The 24662-nt window shown below is 68.1% G+C and carries 26 protein-coding genes and 1 tRNA gene; 15 read left to right on the forward strand and 12 right to left on the reverse strand.

Annotation, left to right across the window (positions count from 1 at the left end; genetic code table 11):
• Together ACE3P6_RS00745 and ACE3P6_RS00750 are read left to right on the forward strand one after the other, a co-directional pair.
• A partial coding sequence (locus ACE3P6_RS00745) for an ATP-binding protein (RefSeq protein WP_374391071.1) occupies positions 1-1408 on the forward strand: 1408 nt, incomplete at its 5' end.
• A gap of 53 nt (positions 1409-1461) precedes the next feature.
• Positions 1462-2418: a FliM/FliN family flagellar motor switch protein gene (locus ACE3P6_RS00750; RefSeq protein WP_374391072.1), complete on the forward strand. Its 957-nt coding sequence runs from the start codon at positions 1462-1464 to the stop codon at positions 2416-2418.
• Between the two features lie 120 nt (positions 2419-2538).
• On the opposite strand, the gene ACE3P6_RS00755 is transcribed toward ACE3P6_RS00750, so the two are convergent.
• Complete coding sequence (locus ACE3P6_RS00755; protein ID WP_374391073.1) at positions 2539-2964, reverse strand: TIGR01244 family sulfur transferase; 426 nt, start codon at positions 2962-2964, stop codon at positions 2539-2541.
• Between the two features lie 152 nt (positions 2965-3116).
• On the opposite strand from ACE3P6_RS00755, the gene ACE3P6_RS00760 reads away from it, so the two are divergent.
• The 3 genes from ACE3P6_RS00760 to ACE3P6_RS00770 all read left to right on the forward strand — a co-directional run bounded on the left by ACE3P6_RS00760 (position 3117) and on the right by ACE3P6_RS00770 (position 5497).
• A complete protein-coding gene (locus tag ACE3P6_RS00760; RefSeq protein ID WP_374371647.1) occupies positions 3117-3449 on the forward strand; it encodes a TraR/DksA family transcriptional regulator in 333 nt (110 codons plus the stop codon).
• Entirely contained in the window at positions 3446-3652 is a 207-nt protein-coding gene (locus ACE3P6_RS00765) for a hypothetical protein (protein WP_374391074.1), read from the forward strand. Before ACE3P6_RS00760 ends, ACE3P6_RS00765 begins: the two co-directional genes overlap by 4 nt.
• Positions 3653-3730: 78 nt before the next feature.
• Positions 3731-5497 carry an enoyl-CoA hydratase-related protein gene (locus tag ACE3P6_RS00770; RefSeq protein ID WP_374391075.1) on the forward strand — a complete coding sequence of 589 codons (1767 nt, stop codon included), beginning with the start codon at positions 3731-3733 and terminating at the stop codon, positions 5495-5497.
• Between the two features lie 9 nt (positions 5498-5506).
• On the opposite strand, the gene ACE3P6_RS00775 is transcribed toward ACE3P6_RS00770, so the two are convergent.
• Positions 5507-5722 (reverse strand): hypothetical protein, encoded by a 216-nt coding sequence (locus ACE3P6_RS00775; RefSeq protein ID WP_374371641.1) that lies wholly within the window; start codon positions 5720-5722, stop codon positions 5507-5509.
• Between the two features lie 150 nt (positions 5723-5872).
• On the opposite strand from ACE3P6_RS00775, the gene ACE3P6_RS00780 reads away from it, so the two are divergent.
• Positions 5873-6127 (forward strand): DUF2312 domain-containing protein, encoded by a 255-nt coding sequence (locus ACE3P6_RS00780; protein WP_374391076.1) that lies wholly within the window; start codon positions 5873-5875, stop codon positions 6125-6127.
• On the opposite strand, the gene ACE3P6_RS00785 is transcribed toward ACE3P6_RS00780, so the two are convergent.
• Positions 6128-7000, reverse strand: coding sequence for a hypothetical protein (locus ACE3P6_RS00785; protein WP_374391077.1), 873 nt, complete (start codon positions 6998-7000; stop codon positions 6128-6130).
• Between the two features lie 97 nt (positions 7001-7097).
• Here ACE3P6_RS00785 and ACE3P6_RS00790 point away from each other — a divergent pair, with 97 nt between their 5' ends.
• Both ACE3P6_RS00790 and ACE3P6_RS00795 read left to right on the forward strand, forming a co-directional pair.
• Entirely contained in the window at positions 7098-8756 is a 1659-nt protein-coding gene (locus tag ACE3P6_RS00790; RefSeq protein WP_374391078.1) for an ABC transporter permease, read from the forward strand.
• 42 nt (positions 8757-8798) lie between these two features.
• A tRNA-Thr gene (locus ACE3P6_RS00795) sits at positions 8799-8874 on the forward strand.
• A gap of 33 nt (positions 8875-8907) precedes the next feature.
• Here the strand turns inward: ACE3P6_RS00795 and ACE3P6_RS00800 are convergent.
• The 4 genes from ACE3P6_RS00800 to ACE3P6_RS00815 are packed head-to-tail and all read right to left on the reverse strand — an operon-like array spanning position 8908 to position 12677.
• Positions 8908-9246, reverse strand: coding sequence for a TfoX/Sxy family protein (locus tag ACE3P6_RS00800; protein WP_374391079.1), 339 nt, complete (start codon positions 9244-9246; stop codon positions 8908-8910).
• Positions 9247-9301: 55 nt separating this feature from the next.
• Entirely contained in the window at positions 9302-10540 is a 1239-nt protein-coding gene (locus ACE3P6_RS00805) for a multidrug effflux MFS transporter (protein WP_374391080.1), read from the reverse strand.
• Complete coding sequence (locus tag ACE3P6_RS00810; RefSeq protein ID WP_374391081.1) at positions 10537-11184, reverse strand: DsbA family oxidoreductase; 648 nt, start codon at positions 11182-11184, stop codon at positions 10537-10539. The genes ACE3P6_RS00805 and ACE3P6_RS00810 overlap by 4 nt, the downstream gene beginning before the upstream one ends.
• Positions 11181-12677, reverse strand: a complete 1497-nt coding sequence (locus ACE3P6_RS00815) for a class I adenylate-forming enzyme family protein (protein ID WP_374391082.1) — start codon at positions 12675-12677, stop codon at positions 11181-11183. Before ACE3P6_RS00815 ends, ACE3P6_RS00810 begins: the two co-directional genes overlap by 4 nt.
• Positions 12678-12742: 65 nt before the next feature.
• On the opposite strand from ACE3P6_RS00815, the gene ACE3P6_RS00820 reads away from it, so the two are divergent.
• The 3 genes from ACE3P6_RS00820 to ACE3P6_RS00830 all read left to right on the forward strand — a co-directional run bounded on the left by ACE3P6_RS00820 (position 12743) and on the right by ACE3P6_RS00830 (position 15629).
• The gene (locus ACE3P6_RS00820) at positions 12743-13366 is read left to right on the forward strand and encodes a helix-turn-helix domain-containing protein (RefSeq protein ID WP_374391083.1); all 624 of its coding nucleotides are present in this window, start codon (positions 12743-12745) and stop codon (positions 13364-13366) included.
• 80 nt (positions 13367-13446) lie between these two features.
• A complete protein-coding gene (locus tag ACE3P6_RS00825) occupies positions 13447-14187 on the forward strand; it encodes a metallophosphoesterase (RefSeq protein WP_374391084.1) in 741 nt (246 codons plus the stop codon).
• Positions 14184-15629, forward strand: a complete 1446-nt coding sequence (locus ACE3P6_RS00830; RefSeq protein ID WP_374391085.1) for a serine/threonine protein kinase — start codon at positions 14184-14186, stop codon at positions 15627-15629. Before ACE3P6_RS00825 ends, ACE3P6_RS00830 begins: the two co-directional genes overlap by 4 nt.
• A gap of 130 nt (positions 15630-15759) precedes the next feature.
• On the opposite strand, the gene ACE3P6_RS00835 is transcribed toward ACE3P6_RS00830, so the two are convergent.
• Both ACE3P6_RS00835 and ACE3P6_RS00840 read right to left on the reverse strand, forming a co-directional pair.
• Positions 15760-15873 (reverse strand): entericidin EcnA/B family protein, encoded by a 114-nt coding sequence (locus ACE3P6_RS00835; protein ID WP_374371620.1) that lies wholly within the window; start codon positions 15871-15873, stop codon positions 15760-15762.
• 14 nt (positions 15874-15887) lie between these two features.
• Positions 15888-17708 carry an extracellular solute-binding protein gene (locus tag ACE3P6_RS00840; RefSeq protein ID WP_374391086.1) on the reverse strand — a complete coding sequence of 607 codons (1821 nt, stop codon included), beginning with the start codon at positions 17706-17708 and terminating at the stop codon, positions 15888-15890.
• Between the two features lie 259 nt (positions 17709-17967).
• On the opposite strand from ACE3P6_RS00840, the gene ACE3P6_RS00845 reads away from it, so the two are divergent.
• Complete coding sequence (locus ACE3P6_RS00845; RefSeq protein ID WP_374391087.1) at positions 17968-18741, forward strand: 3-hydroxybutyrate dehydrogenase; 774 nt, start codon at positions 17968-17970, stop codon at positions 18739-18741.
• A gap of 61 nt (positions 18742-18802) precedes the next feature.
• Positions 18803-19816 carry a patatin-like phospholipase family protein gene (locus tag ACE3P6_RS00850; protein WP_374391088.1) on the forward strand — a complete coding sequence of 338 codons (1014 nt, stop codon included), beginning with the start codon at positions 18803-18805 and terminating at the stop codon, positions 19814-19816.
• Here the strand turns inward: ACE3P6_RS00850 and ACE3P6_RS00855 are convergent.
• The 3 genes from ACE3P6_RS00855 to ACE3P6_RS00865 form a co-directional block, all read right to left on the reverse strand.
• Positions 19813-20496 (reverse strand): DUF502 domain-containing protein, encoded by a 684-nt coding sequence (locus tag ACE3P6_RS00855; RefSeq protein WP_374391089.1) that lies wholly within the window; start codon positions 20494-20496, stop codon positions 19813-19815. The two genes, ACE3P6_RS00850 and ACE3P6_RS00855, sit on opposite strands and share 4 nt — an antisense overlap.
• Positions 20497-20577: 81 nt before the next feature.
• Positions 20578-21492 (reverse strand): pseudouridine-5'-phosphate glycosidase, encoded by a 915-nt coding sequence (locus tag ACE3P6_RS00860; protein ID WP_374391090.1) that lies wholly within the window; start codon positions 21490-21492, stop codon positions 20578-20580.
• Positions 21489-22379 (reverse strand): PfkB family carbohydrate kinase, encoded by an 891-nt coding sequence (locus ACE3P6_RS00865; protein WP_374391091.1) that lies wholly within the window; start codon positions 22377-22379, stop codon positions 21489-21491. The genes ACE3P6_RS00860 and ACE3P6_RS00865 overlap by 4 nt, the downstream gene beginning before the upstream one ends.
• 207 nt (positions 22380-22586) lie before the next feature.
• Between ACE3P6_RS00865 and rpsB the strand changes: the two genes are divergently transcribed.
• Together rpsB and tsf are read left to right on the forward strand one after the other, a co-directional pair.
• Positions 22587-23351, forward strand: a complete 765-nt coding sequence (gene rpsB / locus ACE3P6_RS00870; RefSeq protein ID WP_374371604.1) for a 30S ribosomal protein S2 — start codon at positions 22587-22589, stop codon at positions 23349-23351.
• Positions 23352-23422: 71 nt separating this feature from the next.
• Positions 23423-24331: a translation elongation factor Ts gene (gene tsf / locus ACE3P6_RS00875; protein ID WP_374371602.1), complete on the forward strand. Its 909-nt coding sequence runs from the start codon at positions 23423-23425 to the stop codon at positions 24329-24331.
• Positions 24332-24662 lie beyond the last annotated feature (331 nt).

Below are 24662 nucleotides of genomic sequence, written 5' to 3' on the forward strand. Positions count from 1 at the left end.
CGGCATCTTCTGGCGGGGGGCGACGCGGACCGGCGCGATCCTGGGGCTGGTCACCGGGCTGGCGGTCTGGGCCTATACCTCGTTCCTGCCGTCCTTCGGTCCGGGCGCGGTTCTGCCCGAGTCGGTCTTCACCGACGGGTTGCTGGGCCTGCACTGGCTGCGTCCGCATTCCCTGTTCGGCACCCAGGCGATGGACCCGCTGATCCATGCGCTGTTCTGGTCGATGGCGCTGAATGTGCTGGCCTTCTGCCTGGGCTCGCTGCTGAGCTTCCCCGGCCCGGTGGAGCGGTTGCAGGGCGCGGCCTTCGTCAACGTGTTCGAGGGCGCGGTCGGCCCGCAACGCTGGGCGCGCGGGCGGGCGGAACCCGAGGCGCTTCTGGGCATGGCGCAGCGCATCCTGGGCGAGGAGGTGGCGCTGCCCCTGTTCCAGGCCGAGGCGCGGTCGCAAGGGAAGGAGGGGTTCCTGCCCGATCCGACGCCCGGTTTCCTCGATACGCTGGAGGCGCGGTTGTCGGGGTCGGTGGGGGCGGCGACGGCCCATGCGATGATCGGCCAGCTGGTCGGCCGGGCGACGGTGACGGTCGAGGACCTGATGGCGGTGGCCAGCGAATCGGCACAGATCCTGGAATATTCCGCCCGGCTGGAGGCGCGGGAGACCGAGCTGACCCGGACGGCGGGCGCGCTGCGCGAGGCGAACGAGAAGCTGACCCAGCTTTCGTTGCAGAAGGACGCCTTCCTCAGCCAGATCAGCCACGAGCTGCGCACGCCGATGACCTCGATCCGGGCGTTTTCCGAAATCCTGACCGAAGGCGAGTTGCCGCCCGAATCCGTGACGCGCTATGGGCGGATCATCCATGACGAGGCGAAGCGGCTGACGCGGTTGCTGGATGACCTTCTGGACCTGTCGGTGCTGGAAAACGGCGCGGTGCAGCTGACCTTGGGGCTGGCGAGCCTGCAGGGCATGATCGACACCGCTTTGACGGCGGCGCGCGCCACCCGGCCCGACCGCGAGTTCCAGGTGGTCCGCGACCTGCCGTCCGAGACGATCTACCTCAAGACCGACGCCGACCGGCTGACCCAGGTCTTCATCAACCTGATCTCGAACGCGCGGAAATACTGCGACGCGGCCCGGCCCGAACTGCGCATCGCCGTCCGTCAGCGCGCCGGCCGGGTGACGGTGGATTTCATCGACAACGGCAAGGGCATTCCGCAGGACAGCCAGGCGCTGATCTTCGAGAAATTCTCGCGCCTGACCGATGCCAACCGGGCGGGTGGGGCGGGCCTTGGCCTGGCGATCTGCCGCGAGATCATGAGCAACCTGGGCGGCTCGGTCGCCTATGTGCCGGGGCAGGGGGGCGCGGCCTTCCGGGTGACGGTGCCGCTGCGGCTGGAGCGGCTCGCCGCTTAACCCTTTGTGAAGGATGCGCACGTTAAGGTTGCCGCCATAGGGACAGGGCCGCCATGACCGACGTGATCCGCCGCAAGATCGACCGCGCCCGCCCGACCCAGGCGGAAGGCGCCCCCGGGGCCGACCGGGGCTGGCGGCTGGCGCTGGCCCGCGCGGCGCGCGATGCGATGGGGCTCGACCTGGAATTCCGAAGCCTGACCATCGCCCGGCGCAGCCTGTCCGAAATCCTGGAAATCGTCCCCGACCGGGCGCTGCTGGCGCTTCTGGACGGGCCGCACGGCGGGCTTGGGGTGATCATGCTGGCACCGATGGTGACGGCGACCTTCATCGAGAAGCAGACGCTGGGCCGGCTCAACGCTCAGCCGCCCGCAGCCCGCAAGGCCAGCCGGATCGACGCGGCGATGGTGGCGGGGGTGGTCGACCGCGCACTGGCGGGCCTGGACGAGGTGCTGGTGGAGGAGGCCGATCTGACCTGGGCCGGGGGGTTCCGCTTTGCCAGCCACCTGGAGGATGCGCGCCCGCTGGCCCTGATGCTGGAGGAAGCGGAATACCGCGTCCTTTCGGCCGAGGTGGCGCTTGGCGGCGATGGACGCCAGGGGGCGGTGATCCTGGTGCTGCCTGCGATCGGTCGGGGCGAAAGCCCGGCCCCGCCTCTGGACGAAGCGACGGTGGACGCACCGCAGTTCACGGCAGCATTGTCGGCGCAGGTGATGCAGGCCGATTGTCGGTTGGACGCGGTGATCGGGCGGCTGGTGCTGCCCCTGCGGCAGATCATGGCGCTGGCGGCGGGGGAAATGCTGCTCCTGCCGTCGGCGGCACTCGACGCGGTTTCGCTGGAAACGCTGGACGGGAGGCATGTCGCCCCGGCTCGGCTGGGCCAGCACCGGGGAATGCGGGCGCTGAAGCTGAGCGAAGCCGTCGCGGCGCGGACGGCGGCTGCCGTGCCGCTCAGGCCCCCGGCGCAGGCCCTTGTTGCGGAGACAGGCCCGGAACTGCGCGCGGCGGGATAGCGGCGGTCGGGGTTGCTCGTCGTACGTCTTCGACTTCTCCTCGCAGGGTCACACCGGGAGCCGGTGGGTCATATCCAGAGCGACAAGAAACGAAGTGCACGACGAGCGGTCGCGCAGGGTTCAGCCCTTCGCCAGCGCCTCGATCTGCGGGCGCAGGTGATCGAGCTGGTAGCCGAAACGGGCAGGCAGGCCGACAAGGTCGTCCGCCGGGCGCTTGCCGGCATTGGCCAGCGCCCAGACGATCGACGAGCGGTTGCCGGAGGCGCAATAGGCGAAGACCGGGCCGGAAGAGCCCGCGATCGCCGCGCCTTGCGCCGTCACGTTGTCCATCGTGATCTGGCCGCCGATCACCGGGTTCACCACGAAGACCAACCCCAGCGCTTCGGCTGCACGGCGCATCTCGGAGCTGTTCAGGTGCGGCGGGATCTCGCCGTCCGGGCGGTTGTCGATCACCGTGACGTAGCCCGCCGCCTTGATCGCGGGAAGGTCGCCGGGCTCGATCTGCGGCGAGACGGCGTAGTCGGGGGTGATTGCGCGGATGTCCATCGGTCTCTCCACTGGTCGCGGCACCGAAGGCGCGCGGGGCTGAAATCGCGGCGACCATAGCCAGCTTGCAGGGAAAGCGGAAGCGCCGTTGACTTGGGTCAAGGCAGGCCAGAGCCGGTCCGCCTAGACTTGCGGGCAAACAGGAGGAACCGATGCAGGGCAACCTGACCACGCCGATCCCGGCCCGCAAGGCCCAGCTCTTGAAGCGCCTTGGTGAACTTGGCGCCCGTCTGGAAGCGATCGAGGAGGAACTCGATTCGCATCAGAACCGCGATTGGGAGGAACTGGCGACCGAGCGCGAGGGCGACGAGGTGCTGGAAGCCACGGGCAACGCCGGCAAGGCCGAGATCACCCAGATCCGCGCCGCGCTGGACCGGATTGCGGCTGGCACCTACGGCGAATGTGTGCGTTGCGGCGAGCCTATCGCCGAAGCGCGGCTTGACGCCCTGCCCTGGACCCCCCTGTGCCGGAGATGTGCAGCATGACCGCCCGCAAGAAACAGCCGCAGCCCGCCGAGGAGATGCGCGGCGAGGCCGACCTTCTGGCCGCCGGATTCGAGTTGCAGCATCAGGGGCTTGAACTCTTGCTGGCCGAGATGCGCGCCCTCGCGGTGCTGATGCCCGGCGAGGATTCGCGCCTGCCGACCGATGCCGAGGTTGAAGCCGGCTTCGACAACATGCCGATCTGAGCAGGGCAGCACGCGCGGCCCTTGAAATGCGGAAGCGGTTGTTTCTAACTGGCCCGGAATAGGGGCATGGGACCGGAAATGTCCGCAGACGGGATAAAGGTTGAGCTGCGGGACGGGATACGGATCCTGACGCTTGCCAATCCGCCGCTGAACGAACTGGCGCCCGGCCTGCGGGACAGTCTGATGCAGGCTATCGCCGATCGCGGGCCGGACTGCCGGGGGATCGTCCTGGCGGCGGAAGGCCCGAATTTCGCCGGTCACCTGCCGCTTTCGCCCGATCCTGCCGCGCCGACCCTGGCCGAGCTTTGCCGAACGGTGGCCGAGTGCCCGGTCCCGGTGGTGGCGGTTCTGAAAGGGCTGGTGATCGGTCCGGGGGCGGAGCTGGCGCTTGCGGCCCGGGCACGGCTGGGTGCGCCGGGATTGAAGCTGGCCTTTGCCGAGGTGACGCTGGGCCTCTGCTCCGCAGGCGGCACCACCCAGCGCCTGCCGCGCCTGATCGGCGCCGGGGCGGCCCTGAGGCTGCTGTTGTCCGGCCGGGCGGTGCCCGCGTCGGAGGCGCTTGCGCTGGGGCTGATCGACGGGATCACGGAAATGGCCCCGATTGCCGCGGCTGCGCGGCTGGCCGGGGCGCTGGCGGTGGGCGACATCCTGCGCCGGGCCGAGCCGGATGCGGCGGCCTGGGCCAAGGCGGTCCGCGAGGCGCGCGAGGGTTCCGCCGCCCGGGGCGTGGCCGGGCAGCGGATCGTCGACTGCGTCGAGGCGGCGCTGGTCCTGCCGCCGGAGAACGCGCAGGAGTTCGAGAGTGTCGCGCGCGCCGATCTGGAGCAGACCGATGACGCCAAGGGCTTGTGTGCGGCGGCCCGGGCCGAGCGGCGGGCGCAAGCCCTTCCGCCGGTTCTGGCGCGGTTGCAGGCGCTGTCGGTCGACCGGATCGGGCTGGTAGGGCTGGCCCCGGACCTTGCGCGGATCGCGGTGGTGGCGCTGTCGCGCGAGCTTTCGGTGACCTGGTCCTTTCCCGACGCGCTTGGGCGCGAGGCCGGGCTGGCGGCGGTCGAGGCCGGGATCGAGGAAGGACGCCGCGACGGCAACCTGTCACCCGACCGCGCCCATGCCATGCGCGACCGTCTGCTGGTTACCGAGATGCCGCTGGCCAGGACCGCGCTGCCGTTCCTGGTGTCGGATCATCCGCTGCCCGAGCCGGGCGACGACGTCCAGCCGGGCGCGGCGCGGCTGGTGATTGGCGGGCAGGAGGGCGAGATGGGGCTTGCCCTGTCGCTGGCGGGTCGGGTCTGCGAGGTGGCGCTGTCGCCCGATTCGCTGCCGCTTGCCCGGGCGACGGCCCTGGCCGGGTTGCGACGGATGGGACTTGTCCCGCTTCTTGTCGGGCATCGCCCGGTCATCGGGGCGCGGATGGCCGATGCCGGGCGCACGGCCCTGGCCTGGATGGTGGGGCGGGGCGTTCCACAGCGGATGATCGCCGCCGCGCTGGAGGAGTTCGGCGTCAGGCTGCCCGACCCCGTGTCGATCGAGGTGCCCAAGGTCCTGCGCGCCATGTCGGCGGGCGAGATCCTGAACCGCTGGCTTTCCGCGCTGGCCAACGAGGGGGCGCGGCTTCTGGACGAGGGGATCGCCCGGCGGCCCTCGGACATCGATTACCTGATGGTGGCGGGCTACAGCTTTCCGCGCCGCCGGGGCGGGCCGATGCACCAGGCCGACCGGCGCGGGTTGATGGTGCTGCGCCACGACCTGCGCGCCTGGGGTGCCGAGGCCGCGCTCTGGAGCCCGGCGCGGTTGATCGACCGGCTGATCCGCGATGGCGCGAGCCTTGCCTCGCTGGATGGCTGAAGGGCCGTGTCAGCCGAGCAGGATGCCGGTGACCACCGCCGCCAGCCCCAGCGCCGACAGGCCCACGGCGGCAAGGTTGATCACGACGACGCGCTGCAGCTCGGCCCGCATCGCGGTATCGTCGAGACCGGCGCGCTTGGCGCGGGCCGCGCGGAGGATGCAGTAGGCCAGACCGACAAGTCCAACCAGCGTCAGCGCCGCGCCCGCCCAGATCAATCCCTGCATTTCCGCTCCCCCGTTCCGTCGTCCGGTCCAGCTAGCCGGTCTTCGCCCGTCCTGCAAGCAAACCGCCGTGCGTCCCGCGTTCCTGCCTTGAACCCGGTCCCCGCGACAGGGTAGGAACCCGCGACCAACCCTTTTTCCCGGAGGACCGCCATGCCCGACGCGACCGATCCCTATGCCGTCACCGCCGACGAGCTGCGCCAGTTCATCGAGCGCTTCGAGCGGCTCGAGTCCGAGAAGAAGGATGTGGCCGAACAGCAGAAAGAGCTGATGGCCGAGGCCAAGGGCCGTGGCTACGACACCAAGGTCATGCGCAAGGTCATCGCGCTGCGCAAGCGCAAGCCGGACGAACTGGCCGAGGAAGAGGCGGTGCTCGAGGTCTACAAGGCCGCGCTGGGGATGAGCTGATCAGGGCTCGATCAGGGTCACGCCGGGCATCTCGGCGATGCGCCCGACATCGGCCAGGTAGCTCTGGGTCATGCGTTCGATCAGGGCTTCGGACCAGCCGGGGGCCTTGATCTCGGTTTCCAGCGCGTCCGGGCGACCGAACTTTTCCAGGAAGGCCGTGACGATCCGGCGGCGCTGCAGCACCGATTGCGGCGGATGCTCGGCGCAATAGGCGTGGAAGCGGGCCAGGCCCGCCTCGGTCATGAGTTGCGCCAGAAGCTCGTCGGAATCCTCCAGGTGCAGGTCCGGGTCGTGCCCGGCGACGGCCTGCAGCACCTCTGGCCAGATCAGCGGAGTGTCCTCGTCGCACCAGACCGTCAGCGGAATGCCGGGATTGTCGGCCTTGATCTGGCGGATGGTATCGGACCAGCGCAGCGACAGCGGATCGACATTGCGCAGGATGTCCTCGTGCCCCTTGGTCTGGGCCCGTTCGCGCAGGTCGGGCAGGAAGGTCGCGGGGTTTCGCAGCCCGAGGTGGAACTCGGCTTCGAGGTCGGGAAAGATCCGGGTGAAGCTCTGCAGCCGCTGACCGCCATTGCCGTAGAGCATCTCGCCCACCGCATAGGCGGGAAAGCTGAGAAAGCTGGTCCAGGACAGGATCAGCCGGTCGGCCGGGCCGTCGTCGATGATCTGGTCCAGGATCATCGTCTGGGTATCCTGCGAGGCCGCCGCCCCGCGCAACTGGGTGGCGGTGTCGCGCAGAAGCTTGCGGTATCGGGTGGGCGAGGGCACGGCGATGCCCGCTTCGGCCAGCACGGCGCGGTTCTTCAGCAGGCAGCGGACCAGCCGGTCGTCGTCGGTGCAATGGGCACCCAGGTGGTAGACGATGCGCATCTTGCCCGACTTCTGGCACGGGTATTCCGGCCCCGCGGCGCGACTATACGGGCTTTTCTGGACAGTTAAACCGCTTTCCTGTAACCCGGACCCCAAGATGTCCGACCGTTTCACTCAACTGCCCCGGCGCCGACCTTTTCCCCGGCCCGACCTCTGGACCCTTGGCGCGGTGCTGATCGCGTCGGTGGTGCTGGCCCCGATCCTGTCGATTGCCTGGATCGCCCTGAACCCGACGGAAAACATCTGGCCGCACCTGATGGCGACCGTCCTGCCGCGCTATCTGGGCACGACGCTGATGCTGATGGCCGGGGTGGCCGTCCTGTCGGCTGCGATGGGCACTGGCGCGGCCTGGCTGATCAGCCAGTACCGCTTTCCGGGGCGCGACTGGCTGGCGCAGGCGCTGCTGTTTCCGATGGCGATCCCGGCCTATGTCGGGGCCTATGCGCTGGTCGACGTGCTGGACTACGCTGGCCCGGTGCAGACCGGGCTGCGCTCGGCCTTCGGCTGGACCTCTGCGCGCGACTACTGGTTCCCCGAGACCCGGTCGCTGCCGATGGCGATCCTGGTCCTCTCTTTCGCGCTTTACCCCTATGTCTTCCTCCTTGCCCGTTCGGCCTACCGCGAGCAGTCGGGACGCGCCTACGAGGTCGCCCGCGCGCTTGGCTGCGGGCCCTGGGGCCTGTTTCTGCGGATCGGCTGGCCGCTTGCGCGCCCGGCCATCGCGGCGGGCGTCGCCTTGGCCTTGATGGAGACGGTGGCCGACTACGGGACCGTGCTGCATTTCGGCGTGCAGACGCTGACCACAGGGGTGTTCTCCACCTGGCTGAACGGCGGCAACGCCGGGGGGGCGGCACAGATTTCCGGGGTGATCCTGGTGCTGATCCTGGCACTGGTCGGGCTGGAGCGGGCAGGGCGGGGCGGCGCGCGCTTCCACCGTCTCGGGCGCAGTGCCCAGCCGGTCGAGCCGCAACCGATTGAAGGCAAGGCGCGATGGGGAGCGACGGTCCTGTGCCTGATTCCCTTTGCCGGCGGCTTCCTGCTGCCGGTCGGCGTGATGCTGATCCATGCAACAGTGGCCCCCGAGGGCTGGCTGGCGCCGGGGCTGTTCGACGCGCTGGTCAATACCGTGGTTGTGGCGGGGCTGGCCGCGCTGGTCACGGTGGCGGCGGCGGTCTTCCTGGTCTATGCGCTGCGGATGAAGGGGTCGCGGGCGGCGCAGGCGCTTTTGCCGCTGACGCTGATCGGCTATGCCGCACCGGGGGCGGTGCTGGCGCTGGGGCTTCTCTTGCCGCTGGCCGCGCTGGATCACTGGTTGGCCGATGGCGTGCTGGCGCTGACCGGCTGGGACCCGGGGCTGATGATCACCGGCACCGCCTTTGCCCTGGGGCTTGCCTATTTGGTGCGCTTCTTCGGCATCGCGCAGGGGGCGGTGGATGCGGCCTTCGGGCGGGTCTCGCCGTCGCTCTCGATGGCGGCGCGGTCGCTCGGGCGATCGGCGTCGGGCACGTTGGCTTCGGTCTACCTGCCCTTGATGCGGGGGTCGGTGTTGACCGCATTGCTGGTGGTTTTCGTCGACTGCGTGAAGGAACTGCCGGCAACGCTGCTTCTGCGGCCCTTCAACTACAACACGCTGTCGACGCGGGTTTTCGAACTGTCGAGCCTGGAACGGCTGTCAGAAGCCGCCCCGGCGGCGCTTTTGGTGATGGCGGTCGGCCTGGTCGCCGTGGTGATCGTCGCGCGCAGCCAGCCGGACTGAGCCCTTGCGCCGATCCCGGACCGGGGGTATCTGGAACGGGTGGCCCCTATAGCTCAGCTGGTAGAGCATCTGATTTGTAATCAGAGGGTCGGGGGTTCAAGTCCCTCTGGGGGCACCAAATCCACCATGCGCGGCGTCGGACGTGGGCTGTTCAACGGCGCTCGATCACGCCAAGGAAGCTGAGCGTTTGCTCAAGGTCGGCGCGGAGTTTGGCGTCGGACCGGTTGAATCCGGCGCAAAGTGTGTCGAAGCGTTTGCGCAGGGTCTTCTTCTCCTCGCCCTTGCAGTCGTTCCAGGGGCGGCCTTGCAGGCCCATGACCAGGACGTAGTAGCCGATGAAATGCGGTCGCGATCCGCTGTCCAGAAGGCGTCGGTAGGCTTCGTCCGCGCCGAGGTCACGGATTTCCTCGGCGCTGGTGATCCCGGCGCGCTGAAAGGCCAGTTCCGACGCCGGGCCGAGGTTCGGGATCGAGGAGACGGGGCTGGGCATGGCGCTGCGGGGTGAGAACAAACCGGGGACAAGCTTATGGCCGGTCCCGGGATTGTCAATGGGGGCGCGAGGGTGCGACCGGAGCGGTGTTGCCGCGGGGTTCACCGAGGGACAGGCGCGCCAGCAGGAGCGCGAGGCCGACCAGCACCGCGACTCCGGCGAGGAGCGGTGTCGACGTGCCGTCGAAGGCCAGGCCCACCGGGATCGCCAGCACCACCGAACCGACTGTCGCGACCGAAGAGATCACCGAGGCCGCCAGCCCGGCGATATGACCGACGGGTTCCATTGCCAGCGCGTTGAGGTTGCCCATCGTCAGGCCCATCATGGAAAAGAGGCCGATGCACCAGAGGATCTGCATCGCAAGACCGGCGTTGCCCTGCAAGAGGCCGCTGCCCAGTGTCGCCAGGGCGAGAAGCGTCAGGGCGAGCATGCCGACATAGGTGCGCCGCACGATCCGGCGCATGCCGAGCGTCATCACGAAGCGGGTGTTCAGCAGGCTGCCGCCCATCGAGGTGATGGCGATCAGCGCAAACCAGAGCGGAAAGCTGTCGGCGCGGTCGAACTGCTGCTCGAAGATGCCTTGCAGCGAGGACAGGGTGCCGAACAGGGCCGCCAGCGTCAGCGTTTGCAAAAGGATGGAAATGACGACGATGCGGTGGGTGAAAAGCTCGCGGGTGCCGGACCAGAGGTCGCCCAGATGCAGCGGGCGGCGCTTTTCCGGCGCCAGAGTCTCGGGCTGGCGGAGACCCAGCCAGAGCATCGTCAGGCCGGAGAACAGGATATAGGCGAGGAAGATCGAGTGCCAGCCGCCCAGCGCGATGATACCCTGGCCCATCAGGGGGGCGATGGCGGGGACGATGGTGAAGATCATCATCGCGAAGGACATGATCCGGGCCATCTCGCGCCCTGAATACAGATCGCGGACCATCGCGATGGAGACGGTGCGGGGCGACGCGGCGGCAAGGCCCTGGAGGAGGCGGGCGGCGAGGAGAACCTCGAGGCTTGGCGCGAAGTAGCAGGCCAGCGCGCAAAGGGCGTAGAGGCCGGAGCCGACGAGGATCACCCGCTTGCGACCGAAGGCGTCGGAGAGCGGGCCGGTGAAGAGCGTGCCGATGCCCATCCCGAGGACGAAGCTGGTGACAACCAGTTGCACGGCATTGGGCGCCTCGGGCGAGAGGCTGGCGGCGATCTGCGGCAAGGCGGGAAGCATCGCGTCGATCGAGATCGCGATGGTGGCGAAGAGCATGGCGACGAGCGCCACGAATTCGGCCTGGGAGGGGCGGGGCTGCGTCACTCGGTGCGGCCCGCCAGTTCCGAGATGACTCCTTCCCAGGTCTCGCTCGGCTGCGCGCCGGAGACGACGTATTGTTGGGCGATCAGGAAGGTCGGGACCGAGTTGACCCCCTTGCGACGGGCGTCCTGGTCGCGGGCCTGGATGTCGTCGGCATCGGCGTCCGACTGGAGAAGGCGCAGGGTCGTCGCGCGGTCCATGCCGTTTTCCGCAGCGATGTCGGCGAGGGTGGAAAGGTCGCCGATGTCGCGGCCCTCGACCCAGTAGGCGCGCATCAGGGCGGTGACGACGGGGGATTGCACGCCCTCGATGCCCGCCCAATGGATCAGGCGGTGGGCGTTCAGGGTGTTGGGCATCCGCTGCGGCTTGTCGGGGTTCATGTCGACGCCTGCGGCGCGGGCCGCTTCGCGCAGGCGGTCGTGCACGGCATCGACGCGGGCCTTGCCGCCGAACTTCTCCTCAAGATGGGCGCGCTTCGCCACGCCTTCGGGCGGCATGTCGGGGTTCAGCTGGAACGGGTGCCACTGGATCTGGAACGGGTGGTCGGGGTGCGCGGCCAGTGCGCGGTCGAGGTTGGCCTTGCCGACATAGCACCAGGGGCAGACCGGGTCGGAGAAGATGTCCAGGCGGATCGGGGCTTGGGTCATTCGGGTCTCCTGTACTGGGTGGCGAGCGCCTTGCGGATCAGCTTGCCGGTCGCGGTGCGGGGCAGGGTGGCAAGGCGCTGGTAGTGCCTTGGCTGTTTCCAGCGGGCAAGGGCCTTTTCCGCGCATTGGCGCAGAAGGGCTTCGTCGATGGCGCACGGTGCTTCGTAGAAAAGCGCGATGATGGTGGTGCCGGGGGAGGGTTCCACTTGCGTCGCGACACAGGCGGAAAGGCCGGGGAGGTCGTGGAAGGCGGCTTCGATTTCGCTGGGCGAGACGCGGAAACCCCCGGCGTTGAGGAGGTCGTCCTTGCGGCCAAGGTGGGTGATGGCGCCGTCTTCGGCCATGACGGCGGCGTCGCCGGTGCGGAACCATGCGCCGTGCGGCGGTGGGTGGCCGAGGTAGCGGCGCATGAGGCCGGGATCGGCGGTGGAGACAGCGAGTTCGCCGGGCTCGCCGCGCGGGACGGGCTGGCCGGTATCATCCAGGATGGCGATGTGGCGACCGGGCTGGGGATAGCCTGCGGTACCCTCGGGCGCGGGGCGGGAGGGGGAGCCGGAGAGGTAGGTCGAGCATTCCGACATGCCAAGCGCTTCGTGGAGGTCGGTTCCTGTGCGGCTGCGCCATTCGGCGCGGAGGGCCTGCGGCAGGGATTCCCCGGCGGAGAGGCCGTGGCGAAGGTGCGGGAGCGGCGGGAGGTCGGCGCGGAGGAGCTGGCGGTAGACGCCGGGGGCGGCGGCAAGGATCGTGGCACCGGCGCGGGCCATGAGCGCGGGAAGTGCGGCAGGGGGTGTTCCGGCGGCGGGGATCAGGGCGGTGGCGCCCAGGGTCCAGGGGTCGAGGAGACCGGTGCCAAGGGTGTAGGTCCAGTTGAGCGCTCCGGCGTGCAGGAGGCGGTCCTGTTCAGTCAGGCCCTCCCAGTGCTGGTGCATCGCCTGCCGGGCAAGGATGGCGCGGTGGGCGTGGCTGACGGCCATCGGCGTGCCGGAAGTGCCGGAGGTGAAGACGATGTAGGCCTCACGGTTCGGGTCGCCTTCGTGGAGGTCGGCGGGCGGCAGGGTGGCCCAAGCGGAGAGGTCGGGAGAGATAACCCGCGCCGGGTGGTCGGGGAGGGAGATGCCGGGCTCGGCGGCGATGAGGTTCGGGGCGACGAGGGCGGCGAGTTTGGTGATCTCGCCCTGCGTCAGGGCGGCGGAGGTGGGGACGGGGACGAGCCCGGCCCAGATCGCGCCGAGGTAGAGGATAGGGAAGGCCAGCGTGTTGCCGAAGCGGAGGAGGATGCGGTCTCCCGGTGTGAGGCCGAGGGTGAGGAGGGCGCTGGCGCAGCCTTGCGTCAGGCGGAGGAGTTCGGCGTAGGTGAGGGTTTCGTCGTGGTCGGGGTGGAGGATTGTCAGCGCCGGTTTGTCGAGGGTCGCTGCGCGAGCGAGGACGTGGCCAGCCAGGTTGAAGGCCTTGGGCGCGGTGGCGAAGGGGCGGGTGTCGATCTCGGACAGCATCGGGAAGGGGTAGGGGCGCGCGGCGGCAGTTGCAAGCAGGGGTTGGCTCGACTATCGGGGGACAGATGACGCTGACCGATCCGAAAAGCATGATCCGCGTGGCGCGCGAGGCCGGGGGTGAGGCTCATGTCGAGCCGCTGAACCTGGGCGAGCGGGTGCGCGAGTTGCGCCGGTCGCGCGGCTGGACGCTGGAGGAGGCGGCGGTCCGGGCGGGCCTGGCGCGATCCACCCTGTCGAAGATCGAGAACGGGCAGATGAGCCCGACCTATGAGGCGCTGAAGAAGCTGGCCGGGGGGTTGGCGATCTCGGTGCCGCAGCTCTTCACCCCGCCCTCGAAGCAACAGGTCATGGGCCGGATGGCGGTGACGAAGGCGGGCGAGGGGCAGGCGCAGGCGACCGTGACCTATGAGCACGAGCTGCTTGCTGCCCACCTGACGAAGAAGCAGATGCTGCCCTACCGCGCGACGATCCGGGCGCGGGAGCTGGAGGAGTTCGACGGCTGGGTCCGCCACGACGGCGAGGAATTCCTGTATGTGCTGACCGGGGTGATCCGGCTGTACACGGAATTCTACGAGCCTTTCGAGCTGCGCCGGGGCGACAGCGCCTATTACGACGCCGCGATGGGGCACAACGTGATCAGCCTGTCGGAAGAGGATGCGACGCTCCTCTGGGTCACATCGCTGGTGTGATCGGGGCTGGTTTGATCTGGCTCATGGCCCTTCCGGCGCTTGCGCGATAGGCTTGCGGAAAGGGCCACGGGAGGGGCTGGATGCGGATTGCGGTCCTGACGGACATCCATGCCAATCGCGAGGCATTCGAGGCGGTGCTCGCCGATGTGGCGGCGCATGGCGTCGACCGGATCGCGCTTCTGGGCGATATCGTCGGCTATGGCGCGGACCCGGGCTGGTGCTGCGACAGGGCGGCGGCGCTGGTGGCGGAGGGCGCGATCTGCGTCCGGGGAAATCACGACAACGCGGCCTCTGGCGCGAGCGAGGCGATGTCGACGCTGGCCCGCAAGGCGCTGGACTGGACGCGCGACCGGCTGGGCGACGCGCAGGTGGATTTCCTGGCCGGGCTGCCGCTGGTGGCGGAGGCCGAGGGGGTGCTTTTCGTCCATGCCTCGGCCAACCGGCCGGAGGAGTGGAGCTATGTCACCTCGGACACCAAGGCGACGCCCTCGTTTCGCGCCAGCGCTGCACGGCTGATCCTGTGCGGGCATGTGCATGTGCCGTTGCTCGCCAGTTGCGACATGGGCGGCGTGGTGCGCGAACAGGCGTTTCGAACCGGGCTGCCGATCCCCCTGTTGCCGAGCCGCAGGTGGCTGGCGGTGGTGGGCTCGGTGGGCCAGCCGCGGGACGGGGTGGCGCAGGCGGGATGGGCGCTGGTTGATACGGTGCGCCAGGAGTTGACCTTCCGCCGCACGCCCTATGACGCGGCGGGTGCCGCGCGCAAGGTGCGGGCGGCGGGATTGCCGGAGGAGTTGGCTGTGCGGTTGCTGGTGGGACGATGATGCAGGTCAGGCCGAAGGAAGGGTTGCAGATCGACGGGTTCACGCTTGGCGAGAAGCTTCACACCGGCGGGTTCGCGACGATCTGGGCGGTGACGCACCCGGACCACGACCTGCCGATGGTGATGAAGGTGCCAACAATCATGGACGGCTATGACGGGCCGACCATCGTGGGCTTCGAGGTCGAGCAGATGATCATGCCGCGCCTCACCGGCCCACATGTGCCGAAGGTGATTGCGACCGGGGGCTTCGACGTGATGCCCTATATCGTGACCGAGATGATCGACGGCGGGTCGTTCCTGCCGGTGTTCCAGAAGGCTCCGCTGCCGCTGTCCGACGTGATCGAGATCGCGGCGCGGATGGTGGCGGCGGTGGCGGACCTGCATCGCCAGCATGTCATCCACCTGGACCTGAAGCCCGAGAACTTCCTGCAGCGGAAGACGGGCGAAATGGTGATGGTGGACTTCGGTCTAAGCCGCCACGACCAGTTGCCGGACCTTCTGGCCGAGGAATTCACCATTCCGATGGGGACCTATCCCTATATCGCGCCGGAGCAGTACCTGCGCTGCCGGGACGATCCGCGCTCGGACCTCTTTGCCCTGGGGGCGATGCTGTACGCGCTGGCGACCGGGCGAAACCCCTGGGGGACGCCCGAGACGCTGCGGGGGGTCAGGAAGCGGCTCTGGCGCGACCCGGAGCCTCCCCGCGCGATCCGGCCGGAGGTGCCGGAGTGGCTGCAGGAGATCATCCTGCGGGCGCTGTCGGTCGATCCGATGCGGCGCTACCAGACGGCGGCGCAGATGGCTTTCGACCTTAGCCATCCGCAGCAGGTGACGCTGACCGCCCGCGCCCACAAGTTGAAGCGGGATGGCTGGTTGCAGGTCTTCGACCGCTGGCGGGTGATGCGGAAGATCCGGCGGTTCACCGTGCCGTCTTCGGTCGCGGCGCAGGTCGCCTCGGTCCCGGTCATCGTGGTGGCGGTGGACCTGTCGCCGCAGGGCGAGCGGCTGGCCGAGGTGCTGCTGCGCGCCGTGAAGCGGATGCTGATCCTGGAACCGGACGCGCGGATTGCCTGTGTCAACGTGATCAAGACGGCGCGGATCGGGCTGGACCAGGGGACGGACGACCAGGGCAACAACCTGCATGTGCTGCGGCTGGTGCAACTGAAGGCCTGGGCCGAGGGGATCGACCTGCCGGACCACCGGCTGACCTATACCGTGCTGGAAGGGCCGGACCCGGGGCAGGCGATCATCGACTATGCGACTGCGAACGAGGTCGACCACATCATGATGGGCGCGCGCGGGCATTCGACGACGCGGCGCTATCTGGGGTCCGTTTCCGCACAGGTGGTCGCCGAGGCGCATTGCTCGGTCACGGTGATCCGTTTGCCGGAGGGGCGGGCGGTGGAGGCGCGCCCCGTGCTGGCGGAAACGGCCCCGGCCTAGAAGGGAACGAGGCCGGTCGGGAGCGGCCTGTCCTGTCAGAAGTCCAAGAATTTTCTAGAAAATTCTTGGACTTGGTCCAGCGGACTTGCATTCGGTCTTGTCCCGGTCGCGCTTGAGGGACCGCGCCGTCCTAGAACGTATCCTGCACCGTGCGCGCGGTGCCGGAGATGTCCTCGCCGACACCGGCGATGGTGTTGCAGCCTGCAAGGGCCGCCAGGACGGCCAGGAGTGCCAGTTTCTTCATGCTCGTCGCCTTTTTCATTTTGCCTGATACCACCAGGTGTCGGGCAGGAAGCCTGTCCAGTCCCCGTAGAGCGGTATCTTCTCGGGATACTTGAGATCGGCGGAATATGCCAAGCGGGAAACGTCGGAATACCAGATCGGGATGACGTAGCGGCCCGAGGTCAGCACCCGGTCCAGCGCGCGGGTGGCGGCGGTGAAGTCCTCGGCGTTCGGGGCCTTCAGCATGGCGGCGATCATCGCCTCGACCGCGGGAGAGTTCACGCCCATCCAGTTGCGGGTGCCGGGCTCGGTCACGCCGCCCGCGCCCCAGTACAGGAGCTGCTCGTTGCCCGGCGACAGCGACAGCGACCGGATGTAATGGGTCATGTCGAAGTCGTAGGCCGACGTGCGTTCCTTGTACTGCGCATCGTCGATCTTGTTCAGCTTGGCGGTGATGCCAAGCGCCTTCAGCGCCTCGATATAGACCTGCGCGGCCGAGGCCATCTCGTCCTGGCCGGTGACCAGCAGGATTTCGAAGGTGAAGGGCTCGCCCCTGGCGTTCTTCAGGATGCCGTCGTCGCCGACCGTCCAGCCCGCCTCTTCCAGCAGCTTGGCGGCGGCGCGGATGTTCTTGCGGTTGGCCTGCTTGCCGTCGGATACCGGCAGCGCATAGCCCTCGATCGCGCCGGGGGGCAGGTCGGCCTTGAAGGGTTCCAGCAGTTCCAGCTCGCGGCCCTCGGCAGGCTTGCCGGGCTCCATTCCCAGGGTCGAGTTGCCGAAATAGGAAGGGATGCGGGGCAGGAGCCCGCCGTTCAGCGTATCATTGATGAATTCGAAGTTGAAGGCGAGGATCAGCGCCTCGCGGACGCGCCAGTCGGCGAAGATCGGTTTGCGGGTGTTGAAGACGAAACCCTCGATCCCCGAGGGGCGGCCATGCGGGATTTCGGCCTTGACGATGGCACCGGACTGGACGGCGGGAAAGTCGTAGGAGGAGAGCCACTTGGCCACGTTGGCCTCGCGGTAGGCCGAAAGCTGGCCCGCCTTGAAGGCCTCGAAGATCGCCTGCGGGTTGGCGTAATAGTCGTAGCGGATCTCGTCAAAGTTCCATTGGCCGCGATTGAAGGGCAGGTCCTTGCCCCACCAGTCGGGATTGCGCTTGTAGGTGACCTGCACGCCAAGGTCGGAGGCGGCGAGAAGGTAGGGGCCGGAGCCGACGGGCACCTCCATCGTGGCCTCGGCGAAGTCCTTCCCTTCCCATTGCGCCTTCTTCAGGATCGGGCGCAGGCCCAGGATCAGCGGCAGTTCGCGGTCTTCGACGTTGAAGGTGAAGCGGACCGAGCGTTCGCCGGTCTTCTCCATCCTGGCGATCTTCTTCCAGGCGGCGGCGTAGCGCGGGTTGCCGTCGACCCCCAGCGTCTCCATCGACCACATCACATCCTCGACAGTCACCGGTGAGCCGTCGGAGAATCGGGCCTGAGGCCGCAGGGTGAATTCGACGTAAGTCCGCGCCGCATCGGTATCTATCGATTCGGCCAGAAGCCCGTAAAGCGAGAAGGGCTCGTCATAGTTCCGGCCCATCAGCGTCTCGACCACCAGGGTGGAAATGCCGAGCGCGGGGCGGCCCTTGGCCACGAAGGGGTTGAAACTGTCGTAGCTGCCCGCCTCGCCCCAGCGGTAGCTTCCGCCCTTCGGCGCATCGGGGTTCACTTGCGGCAGGGACACAAAATCCGGGGGGAGGGCGGGTTCGCCATACATAGCTATGCCGTGCATGGGTTCCGCTTGCGCGGTTGCGGCAAAAAGGGCCAGCACGACCGACAGCCCGAACCTGCGCAAACCGGCGCCCGTTTCCCCGATCATTCCCCGATGCTCCCGTTCCCAGCGGTTGTGTTGCCGGACAGTAGGACGGAGATCGTGGCAATTCAAACTTTTAGCTTGGCCATCGGCGGAGAGGGGACTATATAGAATGTACTGCTCGATAGGTTTCTTGCCTGTATGAAACCTGCCTCAAAGACTTAACGCCGGCCTTGTGCCGGCGTTTTTTTATCCCGGCACCGTTACTTCCGTTTTGCTGCTTTGCATGGCATTCATTCGCATATGCAGCATTTGGAGGCATGACATGACACTTTCGGGCAAGCGGGCGGTGATCACCGGGTCGAACTCCGGCATCGGGCTGGGCGTGGCGGAAGCGCTGGCGGCGGCGGGGGCAGAGGTGATTCTGAACAGCTTCACCGACCGGCCCGAGGATCACGAATTGGCCAAGGATCTGGGCGCGCGGCACGGGGTCACGGCGCGGTATATCGCGGCGGACATGTCGAAGGGGGCGGACTGCCGCGCGCTGGTCGAGAAGGCCGGGGGCTGCGACATCCTGGTGAACAACGCGGGCATCCAGTTTGTCGCGCCGATCGAGGAGTTCCCGGTCGAGAAGTGGGATGCGATCCTGGCGATCAACCTGACCTCGGCGTTCCATACCACCGCTGCAGCCCTTCCGGGGATGCGGAAGAAGGGCTGGGGCCGGGTGGTCAACGTCGCCTCGGCCCACGGGCTGACGGCCAGCCCGTTCAAGAGCGCCTATATCGCCGCCAAGCACGGGCTTGTCGGGTTGTCGAAGACCGTGGCGCTGGAGACGGCGGGGCAGGGGATCACCTGCAACGCGATCTGTCCGGGCTATGTGCTGACGCCTCTGGTCGAGGCGCAGATCCCCGAGCAGATGAAGGTGCACAACATGGACCGCGAGACGGTGATCCGCGAGGTGATGCTGGACCGCCAGCCAAGCCGCCAGTTCGCGACGGTGGAACAGATCGGGGGCACGACGGTCTTCCTGTGCAGCCCGGCGGCGGACCAGGTGACGGGGACGACGATCTCGGTGGACGGCGGCTGGACGGCGCTGTGAGGGGACAAAATCCTTCGAAGGATTTTGCAAATCTTTTCGAAAAGATTTGCGGGGCCCGTCCATGAGGCGGGTGAGTCTGGCCTTGCAAGGCGGCGGGGCGCATGGGGCCTTCACCTGGGGCGTGCTCGACCGGCTTCTGGAAGACGACGGGCTGGAGATCGCCGGGATTTCCGGCACCTCTGCCGGGGCCCTGAACGGGGCGGCGCTGAAGGCCGGTCTGATTGCCGGAGGGCGCGGCGCGGCGCGCAAGCGGCTGGACCGGCTGTGGGACCAGGTGGGCGAGGTGGGCGATTTCCGCATGGTGCCCTGGATCGCGCCATTCCTGCCCGCGATCCGCTTCTGGCAGACGACCAGCGCGGCCTTCCTGCCGTTCTCGCCGCAAGGGATCGCGGCGCAGCTCTATTCGCCCTACGCTTTCGGCACCCACTGGACCAATCCGCTGGAGCCGGTGGTGCACGACCTGGATTTCGCGCATGTCCGCGCCGATGCGGGCCCGAAGCTTTTCGTCAGCGCGACGAATGTGCGGACGGGCAAGATCAAGGTCTTCTCGGGGGCAGAGATCGGCCCCCAGGCGCTGCTGGCCTCGGCCTGCCTGCCGACGGTGTTCCAGACGGTCGAGATCGACGGCGAAGCCTATTGGGACGGGGGATTCTCCGGCAACCCGGCGCTGTTTCCGCTGTATGAGCCCAACCTGCCGGACGACATCCTGGTCGTGTCGATCAACCCGATGCGGCGCGACGACATTCCCGACACGCCGCTGGAAATCCAGAACCGGATCGACGAGATCAGCTTCAACGCCAGCCTCTTGAGCGAGCTGCGCGCGATCAACTTCGTCCGCCGCCTGATCGCCGAGGGGCGGATGGAGGAAGGCAAGATGAAGGCGGTGAACGTCCACATGATCTCGGACGACCGGCTGATGAACGAGCTTTCGGCGGAGTCGAAGCTGTCGCCGACACCGCGGCTTTTGGAACGGTTGAAGGCGGCGGGCCGGGTGGCGGCGGACCATTTCCTGAAGAACGGCGGGTCGAAGATCGGCGAAGCGCCGAGCGCGGACCTCAAGGCGATGCTACGCTAGACCAGCGGCTCTTTCGGCAGGGGATAGACCAGGCCACCCGAGACGATCAGCTTGGCAGCATCGTCGACGCCCATGTCCATGATCACAAGGTCCTTGGTCGGCACGAAAAGCAGCATCCCGCTGGTGAAGGGGGTGAGGCCGACGAAGACCGCCGACATGTCGGGGCCGAGTTCGGCCAGCCGGTCGGCAAGCTCGCCCTTGGGCCGCGTCGACATGAACCCCAGCGCCCAGCTTCCGGGGCGTGGAAACTCGACCAGGACGACCTTGTCGAAGCTTTTTTCCTTCTTGTTGAAGAAGGTTTCGGCCACCTGCTTGATGCCGCCGTAGACCGAGCGGACGACGGGCATCCGGTCGACCAGGTCCTCGCCCGAGCGGATGATCGAGCGGCCGATCAGGCCCTTGGCCAGCCAGCCGACGATGACGGTGCTGACGAGGAAGACAAGGACACCGACGCCGCGCACCGGGAATTCGTACTCTGGCCCGAACCAGCGCCCGATCAGCATGTCGGGCTGGTAATAGGCCGGGATCAGCGGCAGGATCCAACCGTCGATCCAGCCGATCACCGCCCAGACGAAATAGATCGTCAGCCCGATGGGCAGGACGACGACCAGGCCCGTCAGGAAGCTGGCGCGCAGCCCGGCAAGAAAGCCGCGACGGTGAGGCAGGTGCGGATCGGTCACGAGTGGTTGTCCCCTTGTCGTGCCTATCTAGGTGCAGCTATCGCCCCTGCGCAATGGCGCCTTGCGGCTTGCACGGGAATTTCAGCCCTGCGCGACCAGTTCCCGGGCAATCGCCGCCCCGAGGCGGGCATTGTTCAGCACCAGCTCGATGTTGGCAGCCAGGGAGCGTCCCTCCGTCAGCTCGAAGATGCGCTGCAAGAGGAAGGGCGTGACGGCCTTGGCGGCGATGCCTTTCGCCTCGGCTTCCGCAAGAGCCGCCTCGATATGCGGCATGATCTCGGCGCGGGGGATTTCCGCGCTGACCGGGATCGGGTTGGCGACCAGCTGGCCACCCGGCAGGCCAAGCCGCGTGCGCATGATCTGGGCGGCGGCGATGGCGGCGGCACCGTCCATGCGCAGGGGGGCCTTCTGCCCGGAGGAGCGCGACCAGAAGGCGGGGAAATCGTCCTGGCCATAGGCGATGACCGGGACGCCCAGGGTTTCCAGGTATTCCAGCGTCTTCGGCAGGTCGAGGATCGCCTTCGCCCCGGCTGCGACGACGGTGACCGGGGTTTCGGCCAGTTCGCGCAGGTCGGCGGAGATGTCGAAGCTTTGCTCGGCCCCGCGATGCACCCCGCCGATGCCGCCGGTGGCAAAGACGCGGATGCCCGCGAGGTGGGCACAGATCATCGTGGCGGCGACGGTGGTGGCCCCGGTCCCGCCGCTGGCAAGGCAGGCGGCGAGATCGGCGCGGGAGAGCTTGGCCACGTCCTTCGCTTGCCCGAGCGCATCGAGTTGGGCGTCGGTCAGGCCGACATGGATCTGCCGGTCAAGGATGGCGATGGTGGCGGGCGTCGCACCCTGGGCGCGGATTTCGGCCTCGACCCGGCGCGCTGTCTCCACATTCTGCGGAAATGGCATGCCGTGGGTGATGATCGTGCTTTCCAGCGCAACGATAGGGGCGCCCTTGGCATGCGCCTCGGCGACTTCGGGCGAGAGCGTGAGGGGAAGGGTCATGAGCCGATGTCTCCGGATACATAGGTGGCGGCGGCGCGCAGGGCTTCGTCGAGCGCGGTCTGCCGATCGGCCCCGCGGCGTTCGGCGACCAGGTGCGCGGCCATGAACGTGTCGCCCGCCCCGGTGACGCGAGTGACGAGGACCTTGGGCGGCTGGCCCATGATCACGCCTTCGCCCTTGCGCCCCTCGGCGGCAAGCTCGCCGCCGTTGGTGACGAGCACCCGGCCCGCACCCCGCGCCAGAAGCGCCTGCGCGGCCTCGGGAGCGCTGGCGGTCTCGGTGCAGGCCAGGATGTTGGCCTCTTCGAGGTTGACGTAAAGCGTGGCCGAGGGATGGGTGAGAAGCGGCAACAGGCGTCCTGCCTTGCCGGGCGAGGCGGGGGCGACCCGCAAGTCGGCCCTGGCGAAAAGCGGCGAGGTCGCGATCTCGGCCAGCAGCGCCTCGGTCAGGTTGCCGTCGAGCGCGATGGGGCCGGACCAGGGGGCCTCTGCCGTGCCAAGGCGGCCATCGGCGAGGGGGCGCAGGATCTTGTCGCCCGCCGCCTCCAGCGAATGCGCATCGGCCACGGCGGCAATCAGCCCGTTCGCGCCCTCGATGCCCATGTAGCGGTCGGTCGGCAGGTCGTCCGAACGGTAGACATCGCCCGTCACCAGCCCCATCCGGTCGCAGGCGGCGACCAGTTCGTCGCCCTCGGCATCGCGTCCGATGGCGGTGAGGATGGCCGGGGTCATCCCGAAGCGGCGCAGCGTCATCGCGATGTTCATCGCCACGCCCCCCGGCAGGCGCGTGATCCGCCCCGGCACGTCCGAGCCAAGCCGCATCGCGGTGGGCGAGCGGCCGATGATGTCCCACAGGACCGAACCGATGCAGAGGATGTCGGGCGTCATGCCCTTCCATCGCCGAAAGCCGCTGCGCGCGCAAGCCGGGAACCGGAGGGGGTTGCGCTGGCGGCCCGGCCCGTCTATACGCGCGCCACTTCACAGGTGTCGTCGGGGCCGATGCGGGGAGAAATCCCGTGCGGTCCACCGGTTGCCCCGGATCAAGTCCGGGGTGAAGACGGCGGCGCCGAGGTTCAAACCGGAAAAGGATATAGCATGGCTCTTCCCGAGTTCTCCATGCGTCAGCTCCTGGAAGCTGGCGTTCACTACGGCCACCAGACCGCGCGCTGGAACCCCCGCATGGGCGAGTTCATCTACGGCGACCGCAACGGCATCCACATCATCGACCTGACCCAGACCGTTCCCATGCTGGACGCGGCGCTGAAGGTCGTGCGCGACACGGTGGCCAAGGGCGGTCGCATCCTCTTCGTCGGCACCAAGCGCCAGGCCCAGAAGCCGATCGCCGAAGCCGCCGAGAAATGCGCGCAATACTACATGAACCACCGCTGGCTGGGCGGCACGCTGACCAACTGGAAGACCGTCTCGCAGTCGATCCAGCGCCTGAAGCACCTGGACGAAGTCCTGGGCGCGGGCGGCGAAGGCCTGACCAAGAAGGAACGTCTGGGCATGGAGCGTGACCAGGCCAAGCTGCAGGCCTCGCTCGGCGGCATCCGCGAGATGGGCGGCACCCCGGACCTGATCTTCCTGATCGACGTTGGCAAGGAAGACCTTGCCGTCCTGGAAGCGCAGAAGCTGGGCATCCCGGTCGTGGCCGTTGTCGACACCAACTGCTCGCCCAAGGGCGTGAACTACGTCATCCCGGGCAACGACGACGCGGCCCGCGCGATTGCGCTTTACTGCGACCTCGTCGCCCGCGCGGCGCTGGACGGCATGTCGGCCCAGATGGGTGCGGCGGGCGTCGACCTCGGCGCTCTGGAAGCGGCGCCGGAAGAAGAAGCGGTTGCCGAAGCCGAGGCCTGAGCCTTCGCTGTCACCTGACTTTCACCCGGCGGGCCGATCCCGCCGGGCTATCCATTCCAAGGAGTGAAACCATGACGATCACCGCCCAGATGGTGAAAGAACTGCGCGAAGCGACCGGCGCAGGCATGATGGACGCCAAGAAGGCCCTGACCGAAGTTGCGGGCGACATGGAAGCCGCCGTCGACTGGCTGCGCACCAAGGGCCTGGCGAAAGCCGCCAAGAAGGCCGACCGCGTCGCCGCCGAAGGCCTGATCGGCGTGGCCGTGACCAACGGCAAGGGCGTCGCCATCGAGATCAACTCGGAAACCGACTTCGTCGCCAAGAACGAGGATTTCCAGGCGCTGGTCCGTGACGTGGCGAACGTGGCGCTGACCACCGGCGACTCGGTCGAGGTGGTGAAGGCCGCGCATCTGAACGGCAAGTCGGTCGACACCGTGATCCAGGAAGCCATCGCCCGCATCGGCGAGAACATGACCTTCCGCCGCCTGCATGTGCTGGAGGGCGACACCGTCGTCTCCTATGTCCACAACGCGGCGACCGCGGGCATGGGCAAGATCGGCGTCCTCGTCGCGCTGAAGGGCGACAAGGCCAAGGCGGAAGAGATCGGCAAGCAGTTCGCGATGCACATCGCCGCGACCTCGCCGCTGTCGCTGTCGGAAGCCACGCTGGAGCCGTCGGTGCTGGAGCGCGAGCTGGCGGTGCAGACCGCCAAGGCGCTGGAAGAGAACGCCGCCTCGGCCAAGCCGAAGCCCGACCAGGTGATCCACAACAACATCATCCCGGGCCGGATGAAGCGCTTCCTCGCGGAAAACACGCTTCTCGGCCAGGCCTTCGTGATCAACCCCGACCTGACCGTGGAAGCCGCGGCCAAGGAAGCGGGCGTCGAGATCACCGGCTACGCCCGCGTCGCGGTCGGCGAAGGCATCGAGAAGAAGCAGGAAGACTTTGCCGCCGAAGTGGCGAAGGCGCTTCAGGGCTGATCTGTCGACAGGCAGGGCAGGGGGCCGGTGCAGCGATGCGCCGGCCCTTTTGCTTTGGCGACCGTTGTGTCGACGCGCGTGCCGGGGAGGGGATGCAGAAAAGGAGACGGCGCGGTTCCGGGGACGAACCGCGCCGCAAGGTCCCGCTGCCCAACCCCAGGGGATGAGGGTCAGGCGAACGGGACGTGAAGTCGGCCGCACCTATACCGGCCTTGGGAGCAACAAACCGGAACCAGCCAGAACCCGCCGGTCCGCGTCACCTTCGGTTTCCCTTGGGTCACGCGCACTTCATTCCACGGCGGCCCGGAAAGGGCGAGTGGGGAAAACCCTA

The organism is Tabrizicola sp. (assembly GCF_041911175.1).
Classification (GTDB): Bacteria; Pseudomonadota; Alphaproteobacteria; order Rhodobacterales; family Rhodobacteraceae; genus Tabrizicola.

Coding starts and splice junctions, on each gene's coding strand:
- ACE3P6_RS00770 (WP_374391075.1), top strand. CDS start 3,731: ATGTCCGCAGACGGGATAAAGGTTGAGCTGCGGGACGGGATACGGATC.
- ACE3P6_RS00850 (WP_374391088.1), top strand. CDS start 18,803: ATGAGGCGGGTGAGTCTGGCCTTGCAAGGCGGCGGGGCGCATGGGGCC.
- ACE3P6_RS00775 (WP_374371641.1), bottom strand. CDS start 5,722: ATGCAGGGATTGATCTGGGCGGGCGCGGCGCTGACGCTGGTTGGACTT.
- ACE3P6_RS00835 (WP_374371620.1), bottom strand. CDS start 15,873: ATGAAGAAACTGGCACTCCTGGCCGTCCTGGCGGCCCTTGCAGGCTGC.
- ACE3P6_RS00820 (WP_374391083.1), top strand. CDS start 12,743: ATGACGCTGACCGATCCGAAAAGCATGATCCGCGTGGCGCGCGAGGCC.
- ACE3P6_RS00825 (WP_374391084.1), top strand. CDS start 13,447: ATGCGGATTGCGGTCCTGACGGACATCCATGCCAATCGCGAGGCATTC.
- ACE3P6_RS00780 (WP_374391076.1), top strand. CDS start 5,873: ATGCCCGACGCGACCGATCCCTATGCCGTCACCGCCGACGAGCTGCGC.
- ACE3P6_RS00810 (WP_374391081.1), bottom strand. CDS start 11,184: ATGACCCAAGCCCCGATCCGCCTGGACATCTTCTCCGACCCGGTCTGC.
- ACE3P6_RS00865 (WP_374391091.1), bottom strand. CDS start 22,379: ATGACGCCCGACATCCTCTGCATCGGTTCGGTCCTGTGGGACATCATC.
- ACE3P6_RS00800 (WP_374391079.1), bottom strand. CDS start 9,246: ATGCCCAGCCCCGTCTCCTCGATCCCGAACCTCGGCCCGGCGTCGGAA.
- ACE3P6_RS00815 (WP_374391082.1), bottom strand. CDS start 12,677: ATGCTGTCCGAGATCGACACCCGCCCCTTCGCCACCGCGCCCAAGGCC.
- ACE3P6_RS00790 (WP_374391078.1), top strand. CDS start 7,098: ATGTCCGACCGTTTCACTCAACTGCCCCGGCGCCGACCTTTTCCCCGG.
- ACE3P6_RS00750 (WP_374391072.1), top strand. CDS start 1,462: ATGACCGACGTGATCCGCCGCAAGATCGACCGCGCCCGCCCGACCCAG.
- ACE3P6_RS00830 (WP_374391085.1), top strand. CDS start 14,184: ATGATGCAGGTCAGGCCGAAGGAAGGGTTGCAGATCGACGGGTTCACG.
- ACE3P6_RS00860 (WP_374391090.1), bottom strand. CDS start 21,492: ATGACCCTTCCCCTCACGCTCTCGCCCGAAGTCGCCGAGGCGCATGCC.
- rpsB (WP_374371604.1), top strand. CDS start 22,587: ATGGCTCTTCCCGAGTTCTCCATGCGTCAGCTCCTGGAAGCTGGCGTT.
- ACE3P6_RS00840 (WP_374391086.1), bottom strand. CDS start 17,708: ATGATCGGGGAAACGGGCGCCGGTTTGCGCAGGTTCGGGCTGTCGGTC.
- ACE3P6_RS00785 (WP_374391077.1), bottom strand. CDS start 7,000: ATGCGCATCGTCTACCACCTGGGTGCCCATTGCACCGACGACGACCGG.
- tsf (WP_374371602.1), top strand. CDS start 23,423: ATGACGATCACCGCCCAGATGGTGAAAGAACTGCGCGAAGCGACCGGC.
- ACE3P6_RS00755 (WP_374391073.1), bottom strand. CDS start 2,964: ATGGACATCCGCGCAATCACCCCCGACTACGCCGTCTCGCCGCAGATC.
- ACE3P6_RS00765 (WP_374391074.1), top strand. CDS start 3,446: ATGACCGCCCGCAAGAAACAGCCGCAGCCCGCCGAGGAGATGCGCGGC.
- ACE3P6_RS00845 (WP_374391087.1), top strand. CDS start 17,968: ATGACACTTTCGGGCAAGCGGGCGGTGATCACCGGGTCGAACTCCGGC.
- ACE3P6_RS00760 (WP_374371647.1), top strand. CDS start 3,117: ATGCAGGGCAACCTGACCACGCCGATCCCGGCCCGCAAGGCCCAGCTC.